General features: G+C 71.6%; 18 protein-coding genes. 11 read left to right on the top strand and 7 right to left on the bottom strand.

The annotated features are described in order from the left end of the window. Nucleotides 1–265 precede the first annotated feature (265 nt). The 6 genes from ABZY20_RS22795 to ABZY20_RS22770 all read left to right on the top strand — a co-directional run bounded on the left by ABZY20_RS22795 (nt 266) and on the right by ABZY20_RS22770 (nt 9,422). Complete coding sequence (locus ABZY20_RS22795) at nt 266–2,182, top strand: glycogen debranching N-terminal domain-containing protein (RefSeq protein ID WP_356443357.1); 1,917 nt, start codon at nt 266–268, stop codon at nt 2,180–2,182. Between the two features lie 130 nt (nt 2,183–2,312). Continuing rightward, a complete protein-coding gene (locus tag ABZY20_RS22790) occupies nt 2,313–3,071 on the top strand; it encodes an NUDIX hydrolase (protein ID WP_184589838.1) in 759 nt (252 codons plus the stop codon). Between the two features lie 143 nt (nt 3,072–3,214). Next, nucleotides 3,215–5,401 carry an ATP-binding cassette domain-containing protein gene (locus ABZY20_RS22785; protein WP_356443356.1) on the top strand — a complete coding sequence of 729 codons (2,187 nt, stop codon included), beginning with the start codon at nt 3,215–3,217 and terminating at the stop codon, nt 5,399–5,401. A 161-nt stretch (nt 5,402–5,562) separates the two neighbouring features. Further along, nucleotides 5,563–6,450, top strand: coding sequence for a FadR/GntR family transcriptional regulator (locus ABZY20_RS22780; RefSeq protein ID WP_356443355.1), 888 nt, complete (start codon nt 5,563–5,565; stop codon nt 6,448–6,450). Between the two features lie 457 nt (nt 6,451–6,907). Then, nucleotides 6,908–8,449, top strand: a complete 1,542-nt coding sequence (locus ABZY20_RS22775; RefSeq protein ID WP_356443354.1) for an RNA polymerase sigma factor — start codon at nt 6,908–6,910, stop codon at nt 8,447–8,449. Between the two features lie 139 nt (nt 8,450–8,588). After that, nucleotides 8,589–9,422: a serine protease gene (locus tag ABZY20_RS22770; RefSeq protein WP_356443353.1), complete on the top strand. Its 834-nt coding sequence runs from the start codon at nt 8,589–8,591 to the stop codon at nt 9,420–9,422. A 131-nt stretch (nt 9,423–9,553) separates the two neighbouring features. On the opposite strand, the gene ABZY20_RS22765 is transcribed toward ABZY20_RS22770, so the two are convergent. After that, entirely contained in the window at nt 9,554–9,784 is a 231-nt protein-coding gene (locus ABZY20_RS22765; RefSeq protein ID WP_356443352.1) for a hypothetical protein, read from the bottom strand. Nucleotides 9,785–10,225: 441 nt separating this feature from the next. On the opposite strand from ABZY20_RS22765, the gene ABZY20_RS22760 reads away from it, so the two are divergent. The 3 genes from ABZY20_RS22760 to ABZY20_RS22750 all read left to right on the top strand — a co-directional run bounded on the left by ABZY20_RS22760 (nt 10,226) and on the right by ABZY20_RS22750 (nt 14,694). Then, nucleotides 10,226–12,349 carry a DNA topoisomerase IV subunit B gene (locus tag ABZY20_RS22760; RefSeq protein WP_356443351.1) on the top strand — a complete coding sequence of 708 codons (2,124 nt, stop codon included), beginning with the start codon at nt 10,226–10,228 and terminating at the stop codon, nt 12,347–12,349. Between the two features lie 195 nt (nt 12,350–12,544). After that, a complete protein-coding gene (locus ABZY20_RS22755) occupies nt 12,545–13,105 on the top strand; it encodes a DUF485 domain-containing protein (protein WP_356443350.1) in 561 nt (186 codons plus the stop codon). Then, nucleotides 13,102–14,694, top strand: coding sequence for a cation acetate symporter (locus ABZY20_RS22750; RefSeq protein ID WP_356443349.1), 1,593 nt, complete (start codon nt 13,102–13,104; stop codon nt 14,692–14,694). The genes ABZY20_RS22755 and ABZY20_RS22750 overlap by 4 nt, the downstream gene beginning before the upstream one ends. Nucleotides 14,695–14,762: 68 nt before the next feature. On the opposite strand, the gene ABZY20_RS22745 is transcribed toward ABZY20_RS22750, so the two are convergent. The 4 genes from ABZY20_RS22745 to ABZY20_RS22730 form a co-directional block, all read right to left on the bottom strand. Beyond that, on the bottom strand, nt 14,763–15,443 hold the full coding sequence (locus tag ABZY20_RS22745) for a response regulator (RefSeq protein WP_356443418.1): 681 nt from the start codon (nt 15,441–15,443) through the stop codon (nt 14,763–14,765). Further along, entirely contained in the window at nt 15,443–17,104 is a 1,662-nt protein-coding gene (locus ABZY20_RS22740) for a sensor histidine kinase (RefSeq protein ID WP_356443348.1), read from the bottom strand. The genes ABZY20_RS22745 and ABZY20_RS22740 overlap by 1 nt, the downstream gene beginning before the upstream one ends. A gap of 85 nt (nt 17,105–17,189) precedes the next feature. Then, nucleotides 17,190–18,134 carry a sucrase ferredoxin gene (locus tag ABZY20_RS22735; RefSeq protein ID WP_356443347.1) on the bottom strand — a complete coding sequence of 315 codons (945 nt, stop codon included), beginning with the start codon at nt 18,132–18,134 and terminating at the stop codon, nt 17,190–17,192. Nucleotides 18,135–18,187: 53 nt separating this feature from the next. Continuing rightward, entirely contained in the window at nt 18,188–19,444 is a 1,257-nt protein-coding gene (locus ABZY20_RS22730; protein WP_356443346.1) for a citrate synthase, read from the bottom strand. Nucleotides 19,445–19,554: 110 nt separating this feature from the next. On the opposite strand from ABZY20_RS22730, the gene ABZY20_RS22725 reads away from it, so the two are divergent. Continuing rightward, nucleotides 19,555–20,721: a citrate synthase/methylcitrate synthase gene (locus ABZY20_RS22725; RefSeq protein ID WP_356443345.1), complete on the top strand. Its 1,167-nt coding sequence runs from the start codon at nt 19,555–19,557 to the stop codon at nt 20,719–20,721. Between the two features lie 51 nt (nt 20,722–20,772). On the opposite strand, the gene ABZY20_RS22720 is transcribed toward ABZY20_RS22725, so the two are convergent. Continuing rightward, a complete protein-coding gene (locus ABZY20_RS22720; protein WP_356443344.1) occupies nt 20,773–21,432 on the bottom strand; it encodes a DUF6082 family protein in 660 nt (219 codons plus the stop codon). Between ABZY20_RS22720 and ABZY20_RS22715 the strand changes: the two genes are divergently transcribed. After that, on the top strand, nt 21,343–22,527 hold the full coding sequence (locus ABZY20_RS22715; protein WP_356443343.1) for a GTP-binding protein: 1,185 nt from the start codon (nt 21,343–21,345) through the stop codon (nt 22,525–22,527). The genes ABZY20_RS22720 and ABZY20_RS22715 overlap by 90 nt on opposite strands. Here ABZY20_RS22715 and ABZY20_RS22710 read toward each other — a convergent pair. Continuing rightward, a complete protein-coding gene (locus ABZY20_RS22710) occupies nt 22,524–24,980 on the bottom strand; it encodes a DNA topoisomerase IV subunit A (RefSeq protein ID WP_356443342.1) in 2,457 nt (818 codons plus the stop codon). The genes ABZY20_RS22715 and ABZY20_RS22710 overlap by 4 nt on opposite strands. Nucleotides 24,981–25,091 lie beyond the last annotated feature (111 nt).

The raw sequence follows: 25,091 nt of genomic DNA, 5'->3' as shown, positions 1-25,091 counted from the left end.
GTTCCCCGACGGCGCCTCACCCGCCCGGCCGTCCATGGGCCAAGAGCCGTGCCCGCCGTCGCCACCCGGCTCAAGCCGTCCTGCCGACCGATGGACCGGCCAGAGCCGCCGACCCGGGCCCACGCCGGGGGACGCATCGCCCACGCCGCCCTCGTTCCAGGAACGAGCCCCGTCACCTGCGGGGCACACGTCCCCGCCGCCTCCCCGAGGTGCCACGGTCCCGGGACTGCGCTGGTCCGCCGACCTGCCGCCTGCCCACAACGCGATGATCTGCGTCGCCCTGCCCGGCCTCGCCATCTCGACCGAGGGACAGATGACCGGCCGGGGGCTTGAGGGGTTCTACCGGGCGGGCCGGCGCGTGCTCTCCCGGTGCGTGGTCCGGGTCGCCGGGCGGGAACCCGTCGCCGTGCAGACCCGGATGGCCGCGGCCGACCGCGCCCGGTTCGTGGGCACGCTCCGCGCCTCCCCCGGGACCGGCCCGGACCCGGACGTGATCGTGGAACGCGACCGGTACGCGGACGGCACGGAGCGGATCACGCTGCACAGCGCTGCCGCCCGCCCGCTGCGGCTGCCGGTCGAGGTCGCCCTGGGCACGGACCTGGCCGACCTCGGAGCGATCGCCTCCGGCAAGGCGGGACCCGAACTTCCCGCAAGCGTCCACGACTCCGGCCTGCGCTGGTCCAGCGCCACCGGCAACGCCACGGTTACGGCCGCACCACCCCCGTCGGACGCCCTGGCCTCGGCCGGGCTGCTGCGGTGGGAGCTTGAATTGCCGCCCGGGGGCAGCGCAAGCGTGGAACTGCGGGTGCGCCCCGACCGGGCCGGACCTCTCCGTGCCGTGGGGCGCGCGGCGACCAGCCCTGTCGCGGTGGCCCGTGCGGAAGGCGACGATCCGAGAGTCCACGCGTTCCTGCGGACGAGCATCGAGGATCTTCAGGCGCTCCTGTTGCGTGACTCCGCCCGCCCGGCGGACACCCACCTCGCAGCCGGGGCCCCCTGGCGCTGCGGCCTGGCACCCGCCGACGCGCTCGTCGCCGCCCGGATGGCGCTGCCCCTCGGGACCGGCCTCGCCGCGGGCACGCTGCGGATCCTCGCCCGGACCCAGCTCGGCGGTCCAGGGCCGCAGGCCGGGATGATCCCCGGGCCGAGACGGGACGCCGGGCCCCACCTCCCGCCCCACTGCACCGGTACGGAGGCCACGCTGCTCTTCCCCGTCCTGCTCGCCGAGGCCCGCCGCTGGGGCCTGCCCGAACGGGAGACGGAAGAACTACTGCCCGCCGCCGAACGCTGCCTGACCTGGCTGCGCACCACCGCAGAAAGGGACGCGTACCTGCGCGACCCCCACCCCGAAGGTCCCGCCCGCTGCGAGACGCAAGCGCACGCCCACCGTGCCGCACTGCTCGGCGCCGACCTGCTCGACTCCTGCGGCCGCAGTGGAGGGGCCGCACTCCGGCAGTGGGCGGAGGAACTGCGGACCGCGTTCCGGAGGGACTTCTGGGTCGACGGCCCGGGAGGCGGCAGACCCGCTGTGGCCCGCACGCCCGACGGCAGACCCGTGCCTCCCCTGTGCTCGGCCGCCGTCCACCTCCTCGACACCGGTCTGCTGGGCGGAGGAGGGGTGGCGCCTGGCCTGCTCGACAAGGTGCAGACCGAGAGCCTTGCCCGGCTGCTCGGAAGCCCGGTCATGGACTCCGGCTGGGGGCTGCGAGGGCTCGGCGCCAAGGAACCCGGATTCAATCCCTTCGGCCATCGCGCCGGTGCCGTACGGGTCCAGGAGACGGCACTCGCCGTCGCGGGCCTGGCCGCCGCCGGCTACGAGAAGGAGGCGAGCGCGTTGCTCCTCGGCGTGCTCGCGGCGGCGGAGTCCTTCGGCCACCGCCTGCCCGAGATGTACGCGGGGCAGCAGCGCACGGAGGGCAGTGCCCCGCTGCCCCACCCGGCCGCCTGCCGCCCCGCCGCCATCCCGGCGGCCGCCGGAGTCCTGCTGCTGACCACGCTCGCCGGCATCCGCCCCGACGCCCCGGCCGGGACGGTCACCCTGCGGCCCGTGCGCGGCGCGCCCCTGGGCGAGATCGGCCTCACGGGACTCAGGGTGGCCGGCGCCCCCTTCTCCGTACGGGTGAGCCGGCTCGGTCTTGCCATGGTCGAAGAGGCGGCCGAGAGTCTGCAGCTGGGCGTATGACCTGCCACGACATGTCCTGTTCAGGTCTCTGGGAACAGACAGTGAACCCATACCCCATCGAAGTGGATCAGCAGGCGAGCGGACCGGCGAAGGGAGTGTTTATCGTCAGGCAGACGACTATGATCGCGGCATGCCCTACGACCCGTCAGCGTTTCCGCCCTTCGCCGTCACCGTGGACCTGGTCGTGCTGACCGTGCGCCGCCACGCCCTGTGTGCGCTCGCGGTCCGCAGGGGTGAACCGCCGTTCCAGGGACGTTGGGCGCTCCCCGGGGGCTTCGTACGGGCCGACGAGGACCTGGCGCAGGCCGCGGCACGCGAGCTCGCCGAGGAGACCGGGCTGCGGGTCCACGACCCGGCCGTCCCCGCTCAGGACAACGGCGCTCATCTCGAACAGCTCGCGACCTACGGTGATCCGAAGCGGGACCCCAGGATGCGGGTCGTCAGCGTCGCCCACCTCGCCCTCGCTCCCGACCTGCCCGCGCCCCGGGCGGGTGGTGACGCCAGCAACGCCCGCTGGGCTCCGGTCGAGGAACTGTTGCAGCAGGGCGGTTACGGACGCGACGCCGAGCCGGTCGCACCGCTGGCCTTCGATCATGCGCAGATCCTGGCGGACGGTGTGGAGCGTGCTCGTTCCAAGATCGAGTACTCGTCGCTGGCCACGGCTTTCTGCCCGCCCGAATTCACCGTCGGGGAGCTGCGCCGTGTCTACGAGGCGGTGTGGGGCGTGGCGCTGGACCCGCGCAACTTCCACCGCAAGGTCACCGGCACACCGGGCTTCCTCGTGCCCACCGGCGGCACGACCACCCGGCAGGGCGGCCGCCCGGCGCAGCTCTTCCGTGCTGGCGGTGCGACGCTGCTCAACCCTCCGATGCTCCGCCCCGAGGTGTGATCAGCGGCGCGAACACGGACCGCGCCTGACGTCGGACGTGTCCGTCCGCAGTCCAGCCGCGGTCCAGGAATACGGGATCGTCGTACCCCAGTCCGGTCTCCAGGTGCCCGAAAAACCGGACATAGCGCGCTATCTTGCTGCGGGTGATCGAGGCCTTCGGACTGACCAGCAACGCTCGCAAAGAGCTTCCGCCCGCAGCTGACGACGTCTCGTTCGAGGCGCCGGCGGGTCGCGTCACCGCGCTGCTCGGAGCACCGGGCGCCGGCAAGACGACGGTCCTCAGACTCATGCTCGAACTCCAACAGGGCCGCGGCATCACCTACTTCCGAGGCCGCCCCCTGCATCGCATCGCCCACCCCTCACGCGAGGTCGGCGTGCTGCTGGGTGATGTGCCGGGACATCCGGCCCGCACCGTGCGCGGTCATCTGCGCATGCTGTGTGCTGCGGCGGGCGTTCCGGTCCGGCGTGCCGACGAAGTCCTCGAGGCAGTGGGGCTGGTGAGCCTGCGCGAGGAACGCCTCGGCACCCTCTCGCGCGGCATGGACCGCCGCCTCGGCCTGGCCTGCGTCCTCCTCGCCGACCCGCACACGCTCGTCCTCGACGCCCCCACCGAAGGGCTCTCCGTCCGCGAGGGGAACTGGCTGCACGGCATGCTCCGCGCACACGCCGCCCAGGGCGGCACGGTCCTGTTCACCACGGCGGACCCGAAGGAGGCCGCACGGACCGCGGACCGTGTCGTCACACTGGAGCAGGGCAGGCTCGTGGCCGACCAGGAGGCAGCCGAGTTCGCACGCACCCGCCTGCGTCCCCGCGTCGCCGTGCGCAGTCCGCATGCGGCCCGTCTGGCGGCTCTCCTGGCCAAGCAGGCCCGCACGGCGCAGCGCTCCGTCGAAGTCGTCAGGGAGGGTGGCAACCGCCTCTCCGTGTACGGCAGTACGTGTGCGGACGTTGGTGAGACCGCGTTCCGCCACGGCATCCTCGTCCATCAACTCGCCGACGAGATCGGGGACATGGGTCCGGGAGCGGGAGCGGCTCCGGAAGTGCGGGAACCCACCGCCGGGGAACCTGCCGCCGTCGCCACGGAGGCGTGTCCCATCCTCGATGCGCCACCCCACGCCGACCCCCAGGGACCGGTCGCCGATGAGCCGTCGCCGACCGATGAACCGTCGACCATCGATCAGCCGTGGGTCTCCGATCAGCCGTGGGCCCTCGATGAGCCGTCGCCCTCCTCCCAGCCGCTCGTCACCCCCGAGGACGAAGAGCCCACCGCCGCTCCCGACGACAACTCGGGCGCCCCGGGAGCACCCGATCAGGGATGCGGCGCCGACCCGTCCCAGGAAGACACGGCACCGCTTCCCCCTGTGGTCACGGACTCCGAGCCCTGGGCACCCAAACCCTCAGCACCCGAGCCCCCGGCACCCGAGCCCCCTGCCGTCACCTCTGATCACCAATCCGCGTCTGATCACCAATCCGCGCACCCCGCCAGCGCCCACCCCACCCGTGCGGCCCGCACCCTCGACACCCTGCCCCCGCTGCCGCCGCCGATCTCCGTCCGTCCCGCCCCCAGCCCGCTGCGCCCCCTTCGCTACGAGATCCGGCGTGCCACCGGGATCGGCACCGGGTTCCTCACCGGGGCCGTCGTGCTCGTCGTGTCCGCCGTGACCGCCGTCGTGCTCGCCCGCATCGGGCACACCCCGCAGCCGCGCCTGCTCGCCGCGTGGCCGCAGGAGCTGCCCCTGCCGCCCGCCGCCCTCGGTGCGGGACTGCTCGGCGCGCTGGCCTTCGGTGACGAGTTCCGCCACCCCGCTCTGGCGGCCGACCGCGGCACCGTGCCCCGCCGGCTGGGGCTGCTGGTCGCCAAGCTCCTCGTCTCCTCGGCCACCGCGCTGGCGCTGGCCGTCCTCACCGTCGGCTGCGACGCCGAAGTGCTGTATCTCGTCTACGGACGGGAACTCGCCCAGGTTCCCGCCGACTGGTGGTCCCTGAGTGCGAGTTGGATCGGGCTCGTGGTCGGCTGCGCCTGGGCGGGCGTGCTGGCCGCAGGGGTGTTCCGGTCCACCTCGGCGGGGCTGGCCGCGGTGGCCGCCGTGCCCCTCCTCGTGGTGCCCGTCGTGCACCAGCTCCTGAACGGGCCGTCCGTGCGGACCGCGGCGGGCCTGCCCATGCGACTGCGTGAGGCCGTCATGCCGCGGTGGCCCTTCGGGGGAGAGCGCTACCTGGAGGCCGTGCTGCGGGTGATCTCCCAACCCGTCGGAGGCGCGCTGACGTTGTCGCTGGCCACGCTGCTCGGCGCGTACCTGGTCACCGGCCTGCGGAGCAGGTTCCGGTGACGACTGTCCGTGACCCTTGGTTCGGCCATGCGCACAACTCCCCGCAGAACGCCCATTTCTTTCCGATAAGGCGTCAATTGCGACGGGGTGAGCGATCACCCTTTCGTGTGCTTTTCACCAAAGACCTCAAGGGAGTTGGAGACGGCGCCGACAAAGGATGCGTGAGTACCCTTGCGCACACCATGATGACCGCCGCCCGCTCCGCTGACTCCGGCCTCGCGAGCCCGGGCGAACTCGACCGCTACCCCTACGCCGAGGCGCCCGCCGTCGACCGCGTCGGAGCCTCTGCCTGGGACGGCGGGGATCCCGAGCTGGGCCGGGTGGGCCGGCGCGCCGCGGGCAGCCGCGGGCGCGGCCTGCACGGCCAACTCGTCCAGCAATTGGGGCAGATGATCGTCTCCGGTGACCTGGGCGCCGACCGCCCGCTGGTGCCGGAGGAGATCGGCCAGCGCTTCGAGGTCTCGCGCACCGTCGTCCGTGAGTCGCTCCGCGTCCTGGAGGCCAAGGGCCTGGTGAGCGCCCGGCCGAACGTAGGGACGCGGGTGCGCCCGGTCAGCGACTGGAACCTCCTCGACCCGGACATCATCGAGTGGCGGGCCTTCGGCCCGCAGCGCGACGACCAGCGCCGTGAGCTGCTCGAGCTGCGCTGGACGATCGAGCCGCTCGCCGCGCGCCTGGCCGCCGGGCACGGGCGCGAGGACGTCCAGCAGCGCCTGGCGGACATGGTCGAGATCATGGGGCACGCCATGGCCCAGGGTGATGCGCTCACCTTCGCCCGCGCCGACGCCGAGTTCCACTCCCTGCTCATCCAGATCGCGGGCAACCGCATGCTGGAGCACCTCTCCGGGATCGTGTCCGCGGCCCTCCAGGTCTCGGGCAATCCGGTCACGGGCTGTGACCGGCCGACCGAGGCGTCGCTGGCGCACCACGGTCGCATCTGCGACGCCCTCGCGACCGGCGACGGAGCGGCGGCCGAGACGGCGACGCGGCAACTGCTCATGGTCCACCCCGAGGTGGAACGGGTGGTGCCCGCTCCGCGCGAGCACTGACCGCCGTTCCGCGGGCGGCGCGGCCGGGCGTGCCACCCCCCTCCTGTGGCAGTGCCCGATCGAACCGCCTCCGTCGGACCCCGTGGGATCCTCGGAGATCCTGCGGGGTCCGACGGTGCGAAGGCGGCGCTGGTGCGGCGCGATGGCGGCGCGAAGAGGGTCTGGCCCCTGGGTGCGGCAGGTTCATCGTCGTAGACGACCACTTCCGTCCGCTTATGACCGCTTTTGTTCGCTTACGGGGTGTGACTCGGGCCACGCGGATTGGGCGTAACGCTCGCGGGAAGAAAGCGATGACCTAAGAGGTGACAGCCGCGGAGGGAATACGGACGCCGTTCACGGCGCTGTGCATCTTCCCGGCCCCCGCCCGCGCCGTCGGCCCATCCCCAAGCCGGCGGTCGGCCCCTGTCCCCTGTGGACGGGGCCGGAAGCCGTTTTCCAACGTTCCGAGAGGTTGTTCGTGTCGGCCAGCACATCCCGTACGCTCCCGCCGGAGATCGCCGAGTCCGTCTCTGTCATGGCGCTCATTGAGCGGGGAAAGGCTGAGGGGCAGATCGCCGGCGATGACGTGCGTCGGGCCTTCGAAGCTGACCAGATTCCGGCCACTCAGTGGAAGAACGTACTGCGCAGCCTCAACCAGATCCTCGAGGAAGAGGGTGTGACGCTGATGGTCAGTGCCGCAGAGCCCAAGCGCACCCGAAAGAGCGTCGCAGCGAAGAGTCCCGCCAAGCGCACCGCCACCAAGACGGTCGCGGCCAAGGCGGTGACCACCCGGAAGGCCACTGCTTCCACCACGCCGGCGGCGCCCGCGGCCGAGCCCGCAGCCGAGGAAGAGGCGCCCGCCGCGAAGAAGGCGGCCGCCAAGAAGACCACCGCCAAGAAGGCGGCCGCGAAGAAGACGACCGCCAAGAAGACGGCGGCCAAGAAGACCGGCGCCAAGAAGGACGACGCCGAGCTCCTCGAAGAGGAGGTGCTCGAGGAGGCGGCCCCCGGCAAGGCCGGCGAGGAGCCCGAGGGCACTGAGAACGCGGGCTTCGTGCTCTCCGACGAGGACGAGGACGACGCGCCGGCGCAGCAGGTCGCCGCCGCCGGTGCCACCGCCGACCCGGTCAAGGACTACCTCAAGCAGATCGGCAAGGTCCCCCTGCTCAACGCCGAGCAGGAGGTCGAGCTCGCCAAGCGCATCGAGGCGGGCCTGTTCGCCGAGGACAAGCTGGCCAACGCCGACAAGCTGGCGCCGAAGCTCAAGCGCGAGCTGGAGATCATCGCCGAGGACGGCCGCCGCGCCAAGAACCACCTGCTGGAGGCCAACCTCCGCCTGGTGGTCTCCCTGGCCAAGCGCTACACCGGCCGCGGCATGCTCTTCCTGGACCTCATCCAGGAGGGCAACCTCGGTCTGATCCGCGCGGTCGAGAAGTTCGACTACACCAAGGGCTACAAGTTCTCCACGTACGCCACCTGGTGGATCCGTCAGGCGATCACCCGCGCCATGGCCGACCAGGCCCGCACCATCCGTATCCCGGTGCACATGGTCGAGGTCATCAACAAGCTCGCGCGCGTGCAGCGCCAGATGCTCCAGGACCTGGGCCGCGAGCCCACCCCGGAGGAGCTGGCCAAGGAGCTCGACATGACCCCGGAGAAGGTCATCGAGGTCCAGAAGTACGGCCGCGAGCCCATCTCACTGCACACCCCGCTCGGCGAGGACGGCGACAGCGAGTTCGGTGACCTCATCGAGGACTCCGAGGCCGTCGTCCCGGCCGACGCGGTGAGCTTCACGCTCCTGCAGGAGCAGCTGCACTCCGTCCTGGACACCCTCTCCGAGCGCGAGGCGGGCGTCGTCTCCATGCGCTTCGGTCTCACCGACGGTCAGCCGAAGACCCTCGACGAGATCGGCAAGGTCTACGGCGTCACGCGTGAGCGGATCCGTCAGATCGAGTCCAAGACCATGTCGAAGCTGCGCCACCCGTCCCGTTCCCAGGTGCTGCGCGACTACCTCGACTGATCCCGGTCGCACGACACGGAAGGCCCGGTTCCCTCAAGGGACCGGGCCTTCGCCGTGCCAGGCCGCTGCCGCGGGTGCGGGGGAGTGCGGGGTGGATCACCCTGGGTGTCTCACCGACACCACGGAGTGAGGAGTGTGTATGCGTCGCCGCCTTGTCCGAACCCTGGTCGGGCCGCTGGCCCTGGCAGCCGCGGTATCCGCCGTATCGGTGGCCTCCAGCGACTCTGTGGCCGTCGACCGCGGCGTCATAGGCGGGTTCCCAGTGGAGGCGTCGGAGAGCCCCTGGACGGTGGCCCTGTCCAGTCGTGACCGGTTCGGGCGTACGCGGGCGGGGCACTTCTGCGGGGGCGTGGCCGTCGGGCGCTCCACGGTGCTCACCGCGGCCCACTGCATGGACGAGGCGGTCCTGGGCGGGCCTGCGCAGCGGGTCTCCGACCTCAGGGTGATAACGGGACGCACGGACCTGTCGGACGGCGGGGGCCGGGAGATCGCCGTGCGGTCCACCTGGGTGAATCCCGGGTACGACGGGGCCAGCAACTCCGGGGACTTCGCGGTGCTGACCCTGGCCGAGCCGCTGCCCGCCGATGCCGTCATCGGCATGGCGGCCGAAGGCGACCCCGCGTACGCGGCGGGCGGGACCGCGACCGTCTACGGGTGGGGCGACACCTCCGGCGCGGGGGAGTACCCCAGCGGTCTGCGCGCGGCGCGTGTGCGGGTGCTGCCCGACGCGCTCTGCGAAGAGGCGTATCCGGGCGGCGGCGACGGCACCTACGACGCCAGGAGCATGCTGTGCGCCGGGGAGGCGGAAGGGGGCCGGGACGCCTGTCAGGGCGACAGCGGAGGGCCGCTGGTGGCTCAGGGGCGGTTGATCGGGCTCGTGTCGTGGGGCATCGGCTGCGGCAGGGCCGGCAGCCCCGGGGTGTACATGCGGGTGTCCGACATCATGCGGACACTCGGCTGGACACGGGTCTGAGGAGCGCGGCAAGCGCCCGGCAGGCCCTGTGAGGGCCTGCGGTGACGAGGACGGGCGGCTGCCTCTGGGTAAGGAGGCAGCCGCCCGTTCACCGGCCTGTGCCGGGCTGGCTCGTCGTCGGACGCGAGGTGTCAGCGCTCTTCTTCGGAAGCGGCAGCGGGAACGGCCGTGAGCCGCTCCGTCTCGTCCTGTATCTCAGCGGCGATCTTCTTGAGTTCCGGCTCGAACTTGCGCCCGTGGTGGGCGCAGAAGAGCAGCTCTCCGCCGCTGAGCAGGACGACGCGCACGTACGCCTGGGCGCCGCAGCGGTCGCAGCGATCAGCGGCCGTCAACTGGCTCGCAGGGGTCAGAACAGTAGTCACGTCGCCTCTTCTCTAGCTCGACGAGCTGTCGTACCAGGGTCAACATCCAACCAGCCCGAAAACGTTCCCGCTCGTGGCTTTTCCTCGAAAAAATCTTGCGAGGCGGCTGTCTGCTGCCGGTTGGCGGCGAATGTGCCGTATTGCGTGTCTATGTGTCTTACGGGGCTTCGCGTGTATCGGTGGTCGGTCCTCCCGGCTGGGTTGCCGGTTGTTCATGAGGACGTGCCCGGAGCCTAAATGGTTCATGCCTGGAAGGGAACGTGATGTGTGCTTCACCTCCATCGAGGGATCGAACAAGCATGCGACTCTGGACTAGGGTGAGTTTCCGACGAGGGTGGCGTTACAACGGCTCTACCAGGCCTCGGTACCCTCTCACCGGTGACTGAAGCCGCGCCCTTACCCATGAGGGCCCCATCTGAAATTCAGCGAGGAGCGAACCGCGTGACCGCCGACACGTCCGTGCCGTCCACAGCTCTGCTGGCAGGAGCAGACCGGGACGGATCCAACTACACCGCGCGGCACCTGCTCGTCCTCGAGGGGCTCGAGGCCGTACGCAAGCGCCCCGGCATGTACATCGGGTCGACCGACAGCCGTGGCCTGATGCACTGCCTCTGGGAGATCATCGACAACTCCGTCGACGAGGCCCTCGGCGGCTACTGCGACCACATCGAGGTCGTCCTCCACGACGACGGCTCGGTCGAGGTCCGGGACAACGGCCGGGGCATCCCGGTCGACGTCGAGCCCAAGACCGGCCTGTCGGGCGTCGAGGTCGTCATGACCAAGCTGCACGCCGGCGGCAAGTTCGGCGGCGGCTCCTACGCCGCCTCCGGCGGTCTGCACGGCGTCGGTGCCTCCGTGGTGAACGCCCTGTCCGCCCGCCTGGACGTCGAGGTGGACCGCGGTGGGCACACCCACGCGATCAGTTTCCGCCGCGGTGTACCCGGCGCCTTCTCCGGGAACGGCCAGGACGCGAAGTTCGAGGCCGGCAGCGGTCTGCGCAAGGCCAGGAAGATCCCCAAGAGCCGTACCGGCACGCGCGTGCGCTACTGGGCCGACCGCCAGATCTTCCTCAAGGACGCCAAGCTCTCGCTGGAGAACCTGCACCAGCGCGCCCGGCAGACGGCGTTCCTCGTACCGGGACTGACCATCGTCGTCCGCGACGAGTACGGCCTCGGCGAGGGCGGCAGCAAGGGCGAGGAGTCCTTCCGCTTCGACGGCGGGATCAGCGAGTTCTGCGAGTACCTGGCGAGCGACAAGCCGATCTGCGACGTCCTCCGCTTCTCCGGCCAGGGCACTTTCAGGGAGACCGTGCCGGTCCTGGACGAGCACGGCCAGATGACCCCCACCCAGGTCACCCGCGAGCTCGACGTCGACGTGGCGATGCGCTGGGGCACCGGGTACGACACGACCCTGAAGTCGTTCGTGAACATCATCGCCACCCCCAAGGGCGGCACCCATGTCGCCGGCTTCGAGCAGGCCGTCGCCACCACGATGAACGAGGTGCTGCGCGCCAAGAAGCTGCTCCGCGTCGCCGAGGACGACATCGTCAAGGACGACGCCCTGGAGGGCCTCACCGCGGTCGTGACGGTACGGCTCGCGGAGCCCCAGTTCGAGGGCCAGACCAAGGAGGTCCTGGGGACCTCGGCGGCCCGCCGCATCGTGAACAACGTGATCAGCAAGGAACTCAAGGCCTTCCTGACGTCCACGAAGCGTGACGCCGCCCAGCAGGCCCGGGTCGTGATGGAGAAGGCCGTCGCCGCGGCCCGTACCCGCATCGCGGCCCGGCAGCACAAGGACGCACAGCGCCGCAAGACGGCCCTGGAGTCCTCCTCCCTGCCGGCCAAGCTCGCCGACTGCCGCAGCGACGACGTGGACCGCAGCGAGCTGTTCATCGTCGAGGGGGACTCCGCGCTCGGCACGGCGAAGCTCGCCCGGAACTCCGAGTTCCAGGCGCTGCTGCCGATCCGCGGCAAGATCCTCAACGTCCAGAAGTCGTCCGTGACGGACATGCTGAAGAACGCCGAGTGCGGCGCGATCATCCAGGTCATAGGGGCCGGCTCGGGCCGGACCTTCGACATCGACACCGCTCGCTACGGCAAGATCATCATGATGACCGACGCCGACGTCGACGGCTCGCACATCCGCACCCTGCTCCTGACCCTGTTCCACCGCTACATGCGGCCCATGGTGGAGGCCGGGCGCGTCTTCGCCGCGGTGCCGCCGCTGCACCGGATCGAGATCGTCCAGCCCAAGAAGGGCCAGGACAAGTACGTCTACACGTACTCGGACCGGGAGCTGCGCGACAAGCTCATGGAGTTCCAGACCAAGGGCATCCGCTACAAGGACTCGATCCAGCGCTACAAGGGTCTCGGCGAGATGGACGCCGACCAGCTGGCCGAGACGACCATGGACCCGCGCCACCGCACCCTGCGCCGGATCAACCTCTCCGACCTGGAAGCCGCGGAGCAGGTCTTCGACCTGCTGATGGGCAACGACGTCGCACCCCGCAAGGAGTTCATCTCCAACTCGGCGGCGACGCTGGACCGGTCGCGGATCGACGCGTAGGCACCGCACCGACCCTCCGGCCCGGTCCGCGCGGGCCGGACATGTGAGAGACCCGGGCACGGCTTCGGCCGTGCCCGGACCGCGATACGCCCACCCGCGGGACTCGGCGCGGCCACCAGCGGATCGGTCACCTGATGGGGTGAAGACAGCGGGGAAGAAGAGTCGGGGATCTTCCCGTTCTGTCCATCCTTGGGCATGCAGTCAAGCAAGGGCCGTCTCCACGACGCAGGGGCCGGTCGGGAGAGTTCGGTCGGGTATCACGACGGTCAGGACCCGGGCGCGGCCGAGGAGGCCGGGCAGCTGGAGTATGACGACCCCTGGTACGACGCCCTCGCGGCGGGCTGGGGCGAGTCGGCCGGTGGCGGAGGACCCGCCCCGGCGGCTGTGCCGTCGGCTCGCCGGGAGGGCGAGAGGGGGGCCGCCCCGGCCGATGTGTACCTCGAGGTGCAGCGCAGCGCGGCCTTCCAGGAGGTGCGGCGCCGCTACCGCCGGTTCGTGGTGCCGGCCTGCGCGGCCTTCTTCGCCTGGTACGTGGGTTACGTCGTGGCGGCCACCACCGCACCGGAGGTGATGGCCCGGCCCGTCGCGGGAGCGGTGAACGTCGGCCTGGTCGCGGGGCTCGGACAGTTCCTGACCACGTTCCTGCTCACCTGGGCGTACGCGCGCCACGCGCGGCTGCGCCGGGACCGGGCGGCGCTCGAACTGCGCTGGGACACACAGGAACTGACGCGCGGCGTGAACGGCGGTGCCCCGTGACGAGTGAGCATCAGACGCTGGCGCTGCTGCTGTTCAGCGCGTTCATCGCGGTCACGCTGGGGATCACGACCTGGGTGAGCCGCAACCGGCGTGGTTCGGCGGAGGAGTTCTACGCGGGCGGGCGGCTCTTCTCACCGATGGAGAATGGTTTTGCCATCGCGGGCGACTACATGTCGGCCGCGTCCTTCCTGGGCGTCACCGGGCTCATCGCGCTCTTCGGGTACGACGGGCTGCTGTACGTGGTCGGATTCCTGGTGGCCTGGCTGGTGGTGCTGTTCCTCGTCGCGGAACTGGTCCGCAACTGCGGCCGGTTCACGCTCGCCGACGTCGTGGCGGCCCGGATGAGGGAACGGCCGGTGCGGATCGCGGCGGGCACCTCGTCCGTCACCGTCTCGGTCCTGTACCTGGTGGCGCAGATGGTTGGCGCGGGCAGCCTGGTGGCGCTGCTGCTCGGCGGTACGAGCGACGCGGCGCGGTCCTGGACGGTCATCGGCGTCGGGGCGCTCATGGTGATCTACGTGTCGCTGGGAGGAATGCGGGCGACCACATGGATCCAGATCGTCAAGGCCGTCCTCCTCCTCGGGGGCACCGTCGTGCTGACCGTCCTGGTCCTGGTGCGCTTCCACGGCGACCTGGACCGGCTCCTGCTCACGGCGGCCGAGCGCAGCGGGCACGGACAGGCCTTCCTGGCGCCCGGGCTCAAGTACGGCGAGGACTGGACGGCCCGTTTCGACTTCATCAGCCTGGGGCTGGCCCTGGTGCTGGGTACGGCGGGCCTGCCGCACATCCTGTCGCGCTTCTACACCGTGCCCACCGCGCGTGCCGCACGCCGGTCGGTCGTCTGGGCCGTGGGGCTCATCGGCGGCTTCTACCTGATGACGATCGTGCTCGGGTTCGGCGCGGCCGCGATCGTGGGCCCGGACGCCGTGCGCGGCTCGAACGCGGCCGGGAACACCGCGGTCCCGCTGCTGGCGCTCGACCTGGGCGGCGGTGCCGGATCCACGGGGGGCACGGTGCTGTTCGCCGTCGTCGCCGCGGTCGCGTTCGCGACGATCCTCGCGGTGGTCGCCGGAATCACGCTCGCCTCCTCGGCGTCGGTGGCGCACGACCTGTACGCGTCCCTGCGCCGGAAGGGCGGCAAGCAGCGCAGCGAGGTCGCCGTGGCCAGGATCGCGGCCGTCGGAGTCGGAGTCGTGGCGATCGCCCTCGGACTGCTGGCGCGGGACCTGAACGTGGCGTTCCTGGTCGGCCTGGCCTTCGCCGTCGCCGCGTCGGCGAACCTCCCCGTGCTGCTCTACTCCCTGTTCTGGCCCGGCTTCACCACCCGAGGAGCGGTGTGGGCCGTCTACGGCGGTCTGGTCCCGGCCGTCGTGCTGGTGGTGCTGTCCCCAGTGGTCTCGGGCAGCCCCGACTCGCTGTTCCCGGGGATCGACCTGCAGTTCTTCCCGCTGCAGAACCCGGGCCTGGTCTCGATCCCGCTGGGCTTCCTCGCGGGCTGGCTGGGCACGGTCACCTCGCCGGAGGTCCCCGACGAGGCGAGGCACGCGGAGACCGAAGTGCGGTCACTGACCGGGGCGGGGGCGGCCTAGCATCGCCGGGCGGTTCGCCCCGCGTCCGGTGCCGACCGGGTCGCCGGCCCCGCTCACGATCGGCACCGCTAGCCGCGGGTCGCCCACACGTAACGGTGTTCCGGGCGGCCCGCGTCGCCGTACTTGAGGGTGAGCTTCGCCCGGCCCGTGCGCTCCAGCAGCTTCAGGTACCGCTGGGCGGTCTGGCGGCTCACTCCGGTGCGCTCCGCGATCTCCTGGGCCGACAGGGGCCCGTCGGCGCTCATCAGCGACTGCCGGACCAGTTCGGCGGTGGTGGGGGAGTGCCCCTTGGGCAGATTCGGCTCCGATGACGCCGACAGCGCCCCGAAGATGCGGTCCACCTCGGACTGTTCGGCCTCGCCGCCGCCGTCCAGGGTGCGGCGCAGGTCCGCGTACGCCTCCAGCTTGGCGCGCAGGCCGGCGAAGGCGAACGGCTTGACCAGGTACTGCAGCGCGCCGTGCCGCATCGCCGCCTGCACGGTCGAGACGTCCCGGGCCGCCGTCACCATGATCACGTCGGTCTGGTGGCCGCGCCGCCGCATCTCCTGGACGACCGCCAGGCCCGTCTCGTCGGGCAGGTAGTGGTCCATGAGGACCAGATCGAGCCGGGGCAGCGTCTCCAGCTGGCGCAGGGCGTCGGCGGCGCTGTGGGCCTCACCGGCGACATGGAAGCCCGGCACCTTCTCGACATAGGCGGCGTTGACCCGCGCGACCCGGGTGTCGTCGTCCACGACCAGCACCTCGATCATCACGACTCCTCCTCGGCGGTCCGCGGGGCGGTCAGGGCCGGCTCGGGGCCCGGTCCGGCCAGCGCGTCGGGCAGCACGACCGTGAACTCCGCGCCTCCGCCGTGCGCCTCGCCGACGGTCGCGCTGCCGCCCTGCCGCTCGGCGAGCCGGCGCACCAGGGACAGTCCGATGCCGCGCTCGCGATGCGCCGGCGGCTGCTTCGTGGACCATCCCTCGGTGAAGATCAACTCCCGGTGTTCCGGCGGGATTCCCGGGCCCGTGTCGCGCACCCGGAGGATCGCCGTGTGCCCCTCGGCGCGCAACTCGACCTCCACGCGCGCGTGCGGCGTGCCCGCGACGGCGTCCAGGGCGTTGTCCACGAGGTTCCCGACGACGGTGACCAGCCCCTGCGGGTCGACCAGCCGGTCGGGCAGCCGGGTCCGGTCCGACACCCACAGGGCGACACCCCGTTCGGCCGCGACGGTCGCCTTGCCGACCAGCAGGGCGGCCAGCAGCGGGTCCTCGATCCGCTCGGTGACCTGTTCCGCGGTCGCCCGGTGGTCACCGACGACCTCGCCGACGAACTCGACGGCGTCGTCGTACATCTCCAGTTCGAGCAGCCCCAGCAGGGTGTGCATCCGGTTGGCGTGCTCGTGGTCCTGCGCGCGCAGGGCGTCGATCAGGCCGCGCGTGGAGTCGAGTTCGCGGCCCAGCTGCTCCAGTTCGGTGCGGTCGCGCAGGGTGGCCACGGCGCCGCCGTCGTCGGTGGGCATGCGGTTGGCGACCAGTACCCGCTGACCGCGTACGGCCAGCAGGTCCGTGCCGGTCACCCGCCCTGCCAGCACATCGGCCGTACGGCCGGTGCCGAGGGCCTCGTCGGGGGTGCGGCCCACCACGGCCTCCCCGATGCCCAGCAGGCGCTGCGCCTCGTCGTTGACCAGCCGGATCCGTCCGGTGCGATCCAGGGCTACGACGCCCTCCCGGATGCCGTGCAGCATCGCTTCCCGCTCCGACAGCAGCGCCGCGATGTCCGAGAACGCCAGGTCCCTGGTCTGCCGTTGCACGCGCCGGGAGATGAGCCACGCCGCCAGCGCGCCGACGGCCAGGGCACCCCCGGCGTACGCCAGCAGCCCCGGGATGGCGTGGATGAGCCGGGCCCGGACGCTGTCGTAGGCGATGCCGACCGAGACGGCGCCGACGACCGTGCCGTCGCCGTCGCGCAGCGGCACCTTGCCCCGGGCGGAGCGGCCGAGGGTGCCGCTGTCGATCTCCATGACCTCCTTGCCGGCCAGCGCCTGGCCGGGGTCGGTCGAGACGATGCCGCCGATCTGCTCCGGGTCGGTGTGGGACCAGCGCACGCCCCGCCAGTCCATCACCACGACGTACTCCGCATTGGTGGCCTTGCGGATGTGCTCCGCCTGCTGCTGCACCGGGCCGCTCGGTGAGGGCGGCGTGTCCCTCAGGTCCTGTGCGAGCCCCGGCCGCTGCGCCGTCGTCTGCGCGATCGCGAGGGCGCGGCGCATGGCCTGGTCGTCCAGCTGGTCGCCGAGGGGCGCGAGGAACAGCCCGGTCGCGAGGACCGCGACCCCCGCGGCGATCGCCACCTGCATCAGCAGGACCTGGGAGAACACCCGCCGCGGCAGGCCGAGGCGCAGGCGGCGTGCGGGGGGAGTGGGGCTCATACCCAAGACGGTACGTGCGCCCGCCTACCCGCCGTAACGGGTGTGGCATGGATCTCTTGATCAATGGGTCTCTTGATCAATGTGTTCAGCTCGCGAGAGCCGCCGTGAGGCTCAGCTCCCGCACCGCCACCACGCTCATCCGCGCGGGCGATCCGAGGACCGACGCCCCGCAGCTCTCCGGCCGGGGCGGCAGACCCGCCTCCTGGGCCACCTCCACCTGCCAGCGGCGTCCGTCGGCATGGGCGACGGTCACCTCCCAGCGCGGAGCCGCACCGGCCGTCCGTACGACGCTCAGCGCCTCCGCGGCGTACTCGCCGATGCCGGCCCGCACGGCCAGCTCGGCGGCCTGGCCGGGCCGTTCCCAGGCCGAGCCGCCCCGGCAGCCCTCCAGGACGATCCGCCCTTCCCTGGCGCCCTCCATGGCCTCTTTCAGGGTGTGCGCCCCGGCCCGCCCGTAGGCGTATCCGTACGGCAGCACCAGGACGGTGGGGGCGAAGCGGTGACCACCCAGATGAGTGACCTCCCAGACGCCTTCGACCCCGGAGGCGGCCAGCTCGGCGGCGAGAGGACGGCCGAGGAGGGCGCAGCAGCGGTCGCGCTTGCCGTTGGTGCACACGAGCGCCAGCGGGCCGCCGTCGTGCGGCCGTCCCCCGAGCAACTCGTCGAAGCCGCGGTGGTCGCCCCGGCCCAGGGCGGCGAAGTCGAGGTCGAGCAGCCGGGCGGGGTCCGAGGTCGTGGCGGTGTGCAGCCACACCTTCCCGGGGACGGTGTGGGCCACGTACACGCGGCGCGTGGACGGCGTCCGGCGGTCCGCGTGACGCCCGGGGCGGCGGATGAGCACGATCCGTACGCCGGTGTCCTTGGCGGCCGCCTCCAGGGCGCGCCCCAGGGCGGGGTCCAGGTGGCTCGAGGTGAGCGCCTTGGCACCCCAGGGGCCGGGCTGTTCCAGCAGCAGCCAGGTCGTCGCGGTGGCCGCGGTTCCCGAAACGGGCTCGCCGATGTCCCGGGAGACGCTTGAGCACGTACTCACAGAGGTGAGCCTAACCTGACTTGGCCCGCTGTTCCTGCCGGGGCCGCCCCGTCCTACTCCGGCAAGGGCTGAGGCGGCTTCGGACCTGCGTAGAGACCACTCGGGCGCATGCGCAGCGGGCGCTCGCCGTACTCCTCCAGGGCGTGCGCGATCCAGCCCGCCGTACGGGACACGGCGAAGATCGTCTCCCCCGCGGTCGGGGGCATCCCGCAGGACGCCGTGAGGACGGCGAGCGCGAGGTCGACGTTGGCGTGCAGCGGGGCGTGGCGGGCGGCGGTGTCGACGATGTCGCGGGCCGCCAGGAGCGCGGGTTCCGCGCGCGGCATCCGCTCCAGGAACGTGAACAGGGCACGCGCGCGTGGGTCCTCGCCCGGGTAGAGCCGGTGGCCGAGCCCCGGGATGCGGCGGCCCGCGCGCAGTTCGTCCGCGATCACGGGGGCCGCGTCGCCCTGGTCGAGCACGTCCTGGAGCAGCCGGTGGGCGAAGCCGCTGGCGGCGCCGTGCAGCGGGCCCTCGATCACGCCCAGACCGGCGGAGACCGCCGCGTAGGGGTGCGCGCGGGCCGAGGCGGCGACTCGCACGGCGAGCGTGGAGGCGGCCAGGTCGTGGTCGGCGAGGAGGGCGAGGGCGGCGTCCAGGGCGCGCAGGGACGCCTCGTCGGGATCCCGCGCGGACAGCCGGTTCCACAGGCGGCGCGCCAGGGAGCCCTGGTCGCGGCGCTCACGTCCCGCCGCCGGCAGCGCGGCGACGAGAGTCGGGATGAGGGTGCGTGCCGTGCCGAGCACGGCGTCCGCGGACAGGTCGAAGCGCAGGGGGTCCGCGGTCGCGGCGGCGATCGTCGCGACGCGCAGGAGGTCGGTGGGCGCGGCGTGTTCGGGCAGGGCGTCGACGGCGCGGCGGGCGACGGCCACGGAGGCGGCGGGCGCGGTGAACGTCCGGCCCGGGCTCGTCCGGCCCGTCCACAGCCACTCGGCGACCTCCTCGTAGGTGTGCCGGGTGGCCAGGTCGACCGCGTCGACGCCGCGGAAGTAGTAGCGGTCGGCCTCGATGAGGGTGATGCCGGTGCGCACGGACAGTTCGCCGCCGGAGCCGGAACTCGCCGCGCCGTCCCGCCGGTTGCGCCGGGCGAGCGCCTCGACCTCGCGGGCGTCGAAGGTGCTGCCCCGGCCGCCGGCCGCACGCCGGCTGCTGAGCTGGCCGCGGCTCACGTACGCGTACACGGTCTCCGGCTTCACGCCGAGCAGCTCGGCGGCCTCCCTGGTGGTCAGCCGCCGTTCCGTGTCGAGGGGGGCGGGTTCGTGATCGCGCATGGGGGTCACCGTATCCGTCTACCGGACCATTGAATGCTGTGTTGATTCAATCAATATTGACACAACTCAAGTCAAGCATGGACAGTCGAATCAAGTCCAGGGAGGAAGACATGTCCGTCAACAGGTCCGCATCCGTTCTTGTCGAGGTGCCGCGGGGTCTCGCCGGTGTCGTCGTCGCCGACACCCGTATCGGCGACGTCCGCGGGCGTGAGGGCTTCTACCACTACCGGCAGTACTCGGCCGTCGATCTCGCGCGCACCCGCACGTTCGAGGACGTCTGGCACCTGCTCGTGCACGGCGACCTTCCGGACGCCGGACGGAGCGCGGCCTTCGCCCACCGGACGGCCGCGCTGCGAAGGCTCCCCGACGAGGTGCGCGTGGCGCTGCCGGCCATAGCGGCGGCCGGCGGGCGTTCGGGCCCGCTCGCCGGGATGCGTACGGCGTTGTCGCTGCTGGGAGCCGCGAAGGGCTTCCGTCCGGTGTACGACGTCGACGCCGGGCAGCGCAGGGAGGACACGCTGGTGGCGGCAGCGGCCGTGCCCACGCTGCTCACGGCCCTGCACCGGCTGGGGAAAGGGCTCGAACCGGTGGAGCCGCGCGAGGACCTCCCGTACGCGGCGAACTACCTCTACATGCTGACCGGTTCGGTACCGGACGATCAGCGCGCACGGGCGGTCGAGCAATACCTGATCTCCACCATTGATCACGGATTCAATGCATCAACCTTCACGGCCCGGGTCATCGCCTCGACCGGCGCGGACGTGGCGGCGTGCCTCGCCGGTGCGGTGGCGGCGCTGTCGGGACCGTTGCACGGAGGTGCGCCGAGCCGCGCACTGGACACGCTGGACGCGATCGGCACGCCGGACCGCATCGACGCGTGGGTGCGTGAGCGGGTGCTCGCCGGTGAGCGCATCATGGGCTTCGGGCACGCGATCTACCGCACGGAGGACCCGCGCTCCCGGATGCTGCGCGAAGTCGCCCAGCAGTTCGGCGGCCCGCGTGTGGACTTCGCGGTGGAGGTCGAACGACGGGTCGAGGCGATCCTGGCGGAGCTGAAGCCCGGCCGCGAACTGCACACCAACGTCGAGTACTACGCGGGCGTGGTGATGGAACGCTGTGGTCTGCCGCGCGAGATGTTCACGCCGACGTTCGCCGCCGCGCGGGTGGTGGGCTGGAGCGCCAACATCCTGGAACAGGCGGAGGACACGAAGATCATCCGTCCGGTGGCGCGGTATGTGGGGCCGGAGGCGCCGGTGGCGGTGCCGGAGTCCGCCTGAGGGCGCATCGACGAGCGAGTCATGACCCGCTCGAGTCATGACCCGCTCGAGTCATGACGCGCTCGTCATTACGCGCTCGTCACGTCGGGCCGGGGGTGCCGTGCTGCTGGGCCTCGTGGAGGGCCCGCTCGAAGATCCGGAAGAGCCGTCCCTCATGGCTGTCGGGTGAGAGGCACTCCTTGGCGCCACGAGAGGCTTCCAGTACCGCTGGAACAAAGGGCGTCTGAGGAGAGTGCGGGCGTATTCGAGCAGCTCTTCCTCCGGCACCTCTCCCCATTCGTAGAAGAGGAGGTAATGGCCGAAGGTGAGGTTGGCGAAGAGATTCCGGCGCACCATTTCACGCGGCTCGCGGGGACAGCCGTTCCACACCTCCGCGAGGGCGGGGTCCTCCATGGCCATCCGGGTCAGTTGCACGTGCAGCGCGGGGAGGTCGGCTCTCGCGCTGCGTCGCAGCCCGGAGCGGGAGGAGATCCCCTCACCTGGATGCCTGAGGGCCAGCGCTGCTGACAATCGTTCACTTCGGCGCGTTTTCCACGGCTCGTATCCTGGGGCGGCATCCCATCCTCGTACGTGTGCCGGAACGCGAGCCGGTGCACGCGTCGGCGTGAGAGAGGTCGCACGGTGAGTCAGCCGAGCCCGAAACCGCAGCAGATCCCGGTCGTCGTCCTGGCCGGATTCCTCGGCTCCGGGAAGACCACACTGCTCAATCACCTGCTCCACCGCAGCGGCGGCAGCCGCATCGGCGCCCTGGTCAACGACTTCGGGGCGATCGAGATCGACGCGATGGCCGTGGCGGGAGCGCTCGGGGACTCGACGGTCTCGCTGGGCAACGGCTGCCTCTGCTGTGCCGTCGACGGGAGCGAGCTGGACCAGTACCTGGAGCGGCTCGCGGCGCCCTCCCTCGGTATCGACGTCATCGTCATCGAGGCCAGCGGTCTCGCCGAGCCGCAGGAACTGGTGCGGATGCTGCTCGCCAGCGAGCACCCGGGGATCGTGTACGGCGGGCTCGTCGAGGTCGTCGACGCCGCCGAGTTCGACGACACCCGCACCCGGCATCCCGAGATCGACCGGCATCTCGCGTTGGCCGACCTCGTCGTGGTCAACAAGCTCGACCGCGCGGCCGACGGCGACCGAGTCCTGGGGCTCGTCAGGTCGCTCGTCGACCGCGCCGCCGTCGTCCCGGCCACCTACGGCCGGATCGATCCCGAGTTCCTCTTCGACTGCCGGCCCAGCGAGGAACGCATCGGGCAGCTGTCCTTCGACGACCTGCACGACCACGACCCCGGCGCCGACGAGGACGGGGACGAGGACCACGCCGGGCATCTGCACACCGCCTACGGCAGCCTCTCGTTCGTCTCCGCCGAGCCGCTCGACCCGCGCCGGCTGATGACGTTCCTCGACAGCCGGCCCGAAGGGCTGTACCGGATCAAGGGATACGTCGACTTCGGCCCGTACGACGTCCGCAACCGCTACGCCGTGCACGCCGTCGGGCGCTTCCTGCGCTTCTACCCCGAGCCCTGGCCGGCCGGGGACGAGCGCCGCACGCAGCTGGTTCTCATCGGCTCGGGCATCGACGCCTCCGCGCTCGGCAAGGAGCTGGACACCTGCAAGAACGGCGCCCCACACGCCGACGAGCACGGCATGTGGGGCGTCCTGCGGTACGTGCGCGACCCCGAAGAGGATCCGGAAAGGGATCTCGGAGGGGCTCTCGAAGAGGACGCCGACGGGGATCTCGGCGCACGCGAGCACGAAGGGCCCTGGGGCGAGCTGGGCGACCCCCTGGAGGGAGCCGCCCGGCCGGCCTAGACCGGTCCCGCCACCACCGCCACCGTTTTCGCCAGGGACACGCCCGAGCCGTCGCGGCGCGGGTCGACCTCGGGGAGGTCGGCCGGGGAGCCGTTTTTCTGCGCGGCAAGGGCGGGCGCCGGGCCGGCCCAGGCAAGCGACAGGCAGTCCTCGCCCTTCAGGAACCGCTGGCAGCGGACACCGCCGGTGGCGCGGCCCTTGCGCGGGTACTGGTCGAAGGGGGTCAGCTTGGCGGTCGTCTGGACCGAGTCGTCCAGCGTGCCCCGCGAGCCCGCGACCGTGAAGACGATCGCGTCCGCGGCCGGGTCCACCGCCGTGAAGGAGATGACCTTCGCTCCCTGCGTGAGCTTGATGCCGGCCACACCGCCGGCCGGGCGGCCCTGCGGGCGGACCTGCGAGGCCTGGAAGCGCAGCAGCTGGGCGTCGTCGGTGATGAAGACCAGGTCCTCGTCGCCGGAGCGCAGCTCGACCGCGCCGACGATCCGGTCACCCTCCTTGAGGGTGATCACCTCCAGCTCCTCCTTGTTGGACGGGTAGTCCGGCACGACGCGCTTGACGACACCCTGTTCCGTGCCGAGCGCCAGGCCCGGCGAGGACTCGTCGAGCGTCGTCAGGCAGACGATCGTCTCGTCGTCCTCCAGGGAGACGAACTCCGCCACCGGCGCGCCTCCCGCCAGGTTCGGCGTCGGCATCGTCTCCGGCAGCTGCGGCAGGTCGACCACGTTCAGCCGCAGCAGCCGGCCCGCCGAGGTGACGGCCCCCACCTCGCCGCGGGCGGTGGCCGGCACCGCCGAGACGATCACGTCGTGCTTGACGCGCTTGGCACCGGCGGCCTCCGTGAACGGCTCGGCGTTCGCCGTACGGGCCAGCAGACCCGTCGACGACAGCAGCACCCGGCACGGGTCGTCGGCCACCTGCAGCGGCACGGCCGCGACCGGGGCACCGCCCGACTCCAGCAGGACCGTACGCCGGTCGGTGCCGAACTTCTTCGCGACCGAGGCCAGTTCGGAGGAGACCAGCTTGCGCAGCTCCGCGTCCGAGTCGAGGATCCGGGTCAGCTCCTCGATCTCCGTGTTGAGCCGGTCCTTCTCGCTCTCCAGCTCGATGCGGTCGTACTTGGTCAGACGGCGCAGCGGCGTGTCGAGGATGTACTGCGTCTGCACCTCGCTCAGCGAGAACTGCTCCATCAGGCGCTGCTTGGCCTGCGCGGAGTTCTCGCTGGAGCGGATCAGGCGGATGACCTCGTCGATGTCCAGCAGGGCCGTCAGCAGGCCCTCCACCAGGTGCAGCCGGTCGCGCTTCTTGCCGCGGCGGAACTCCGAACGCCGCCGGACGACGTTGAAGCGGTGGTCGAGGTAGACCTCCAGCAGCTCCTTCAGACCCAGCGTGAGCGGCTGGCCGTCGACCAGGGCCACGTTGTTGATGCCGAAGGACTCCTCCATGGGCGTCAGCTTGTACAGCTGCTCCAGGACCGCCTCCGGCACGAAGCCGTTCTTGATCTCGATGACCAGGCGCAGACCGTGCTCGCGGTCGGTGAGGTCCTTGACGTCGGCGATGCCCTGGAGCTTCTTCGAACCGACCAGGTCCTTGATCTTGGCGATGACCTTCTCGGGGCCGACCGCGAAAGGCAGCTCGGTGACGATGAGGCCCTTGCGGCGGGCCGTCACCTGCTCCACGGACACGGTCGCCCGGATCTTGAACGTGCCGCGGCCCGACTCGTAGGCGTCCCGGATGCCGGAGAGGCCGACGATGCGGCCGCCCGTGGGCAGGTCCGGGCCCGGGACGTGCTTCATCAGGGCGTCGAGGTCCGCGTTCGGGTGCCTGATCAGGTGGCGGGCGGCGGCGATGACCTCGCGCAGATTGTGCGGCGGCATGTTCGTGGCCATGCCGACGGCGATGCCCGAGGCGCCGTTGACCAGCAGGTTCGGGAAGGCGGCGGGCAGGGCGGCCGGCTCCCGCTCCTGGCCGTCGTAGTTGGGGTTGAAGTCGACCGTGTCCTCGTCGATCGACTCCGTCATCAGGCTCGTCGCCTCGGCCATCCGGCACTCGGTGTACCGCATGGCGGCCGGCGGGTCGTCGTTGCCCAGCGAGCCGAAGTTGCCGTGCCCGTCGACCAGGGGGACCCGCATGGAGAAGGGCTGGGCCATGCGCACGAGGGCGTCGTAGATCGACGCGTCGCCGTGCGGGTGCAGCTTGCCCATCACCTCGCCGACGACACGGGCGCACTTGACGTACCCGCGCTCCGGGCGCAGGCCCATCTCGTTCATCTGGTAGACGATGCGTCGGTGCACCGGCTTGAGGCCGTCGCGGGCGTCCGGAAGGGCGCGGGAGTAGATGACCGAGTACGCGTACTCGAGGAAGGAGCCCTGCATCTCGTCGACGACGTCGATGTCGAGGATCCGCTCCTCGTACGAGTCGTCGGGCGGCGGGGTCTTCGTGCTGCGGCGGGCCATCGCTGCCGGCTCCTTGCTGCTGCGTTCCAGATCTGACGCGGACCATTGTGGACCGCCGCACTGACAAGCGGGACCAGGACCCGGGTCAAGCGCCGCCCCCGCCCGCGGCCC

This window comes from Streptomyces sp. NPDC006624 (genome assembly GCF_040611555.1).
Lineage (GTDB): Bacteria > Actinomycetota > Actinomycetes > Streptomycetales > Streptomycetaceae > Streptomyces.
This window is presented reverse-complemented; position numbering and strand designations above follow the sequence as displayed.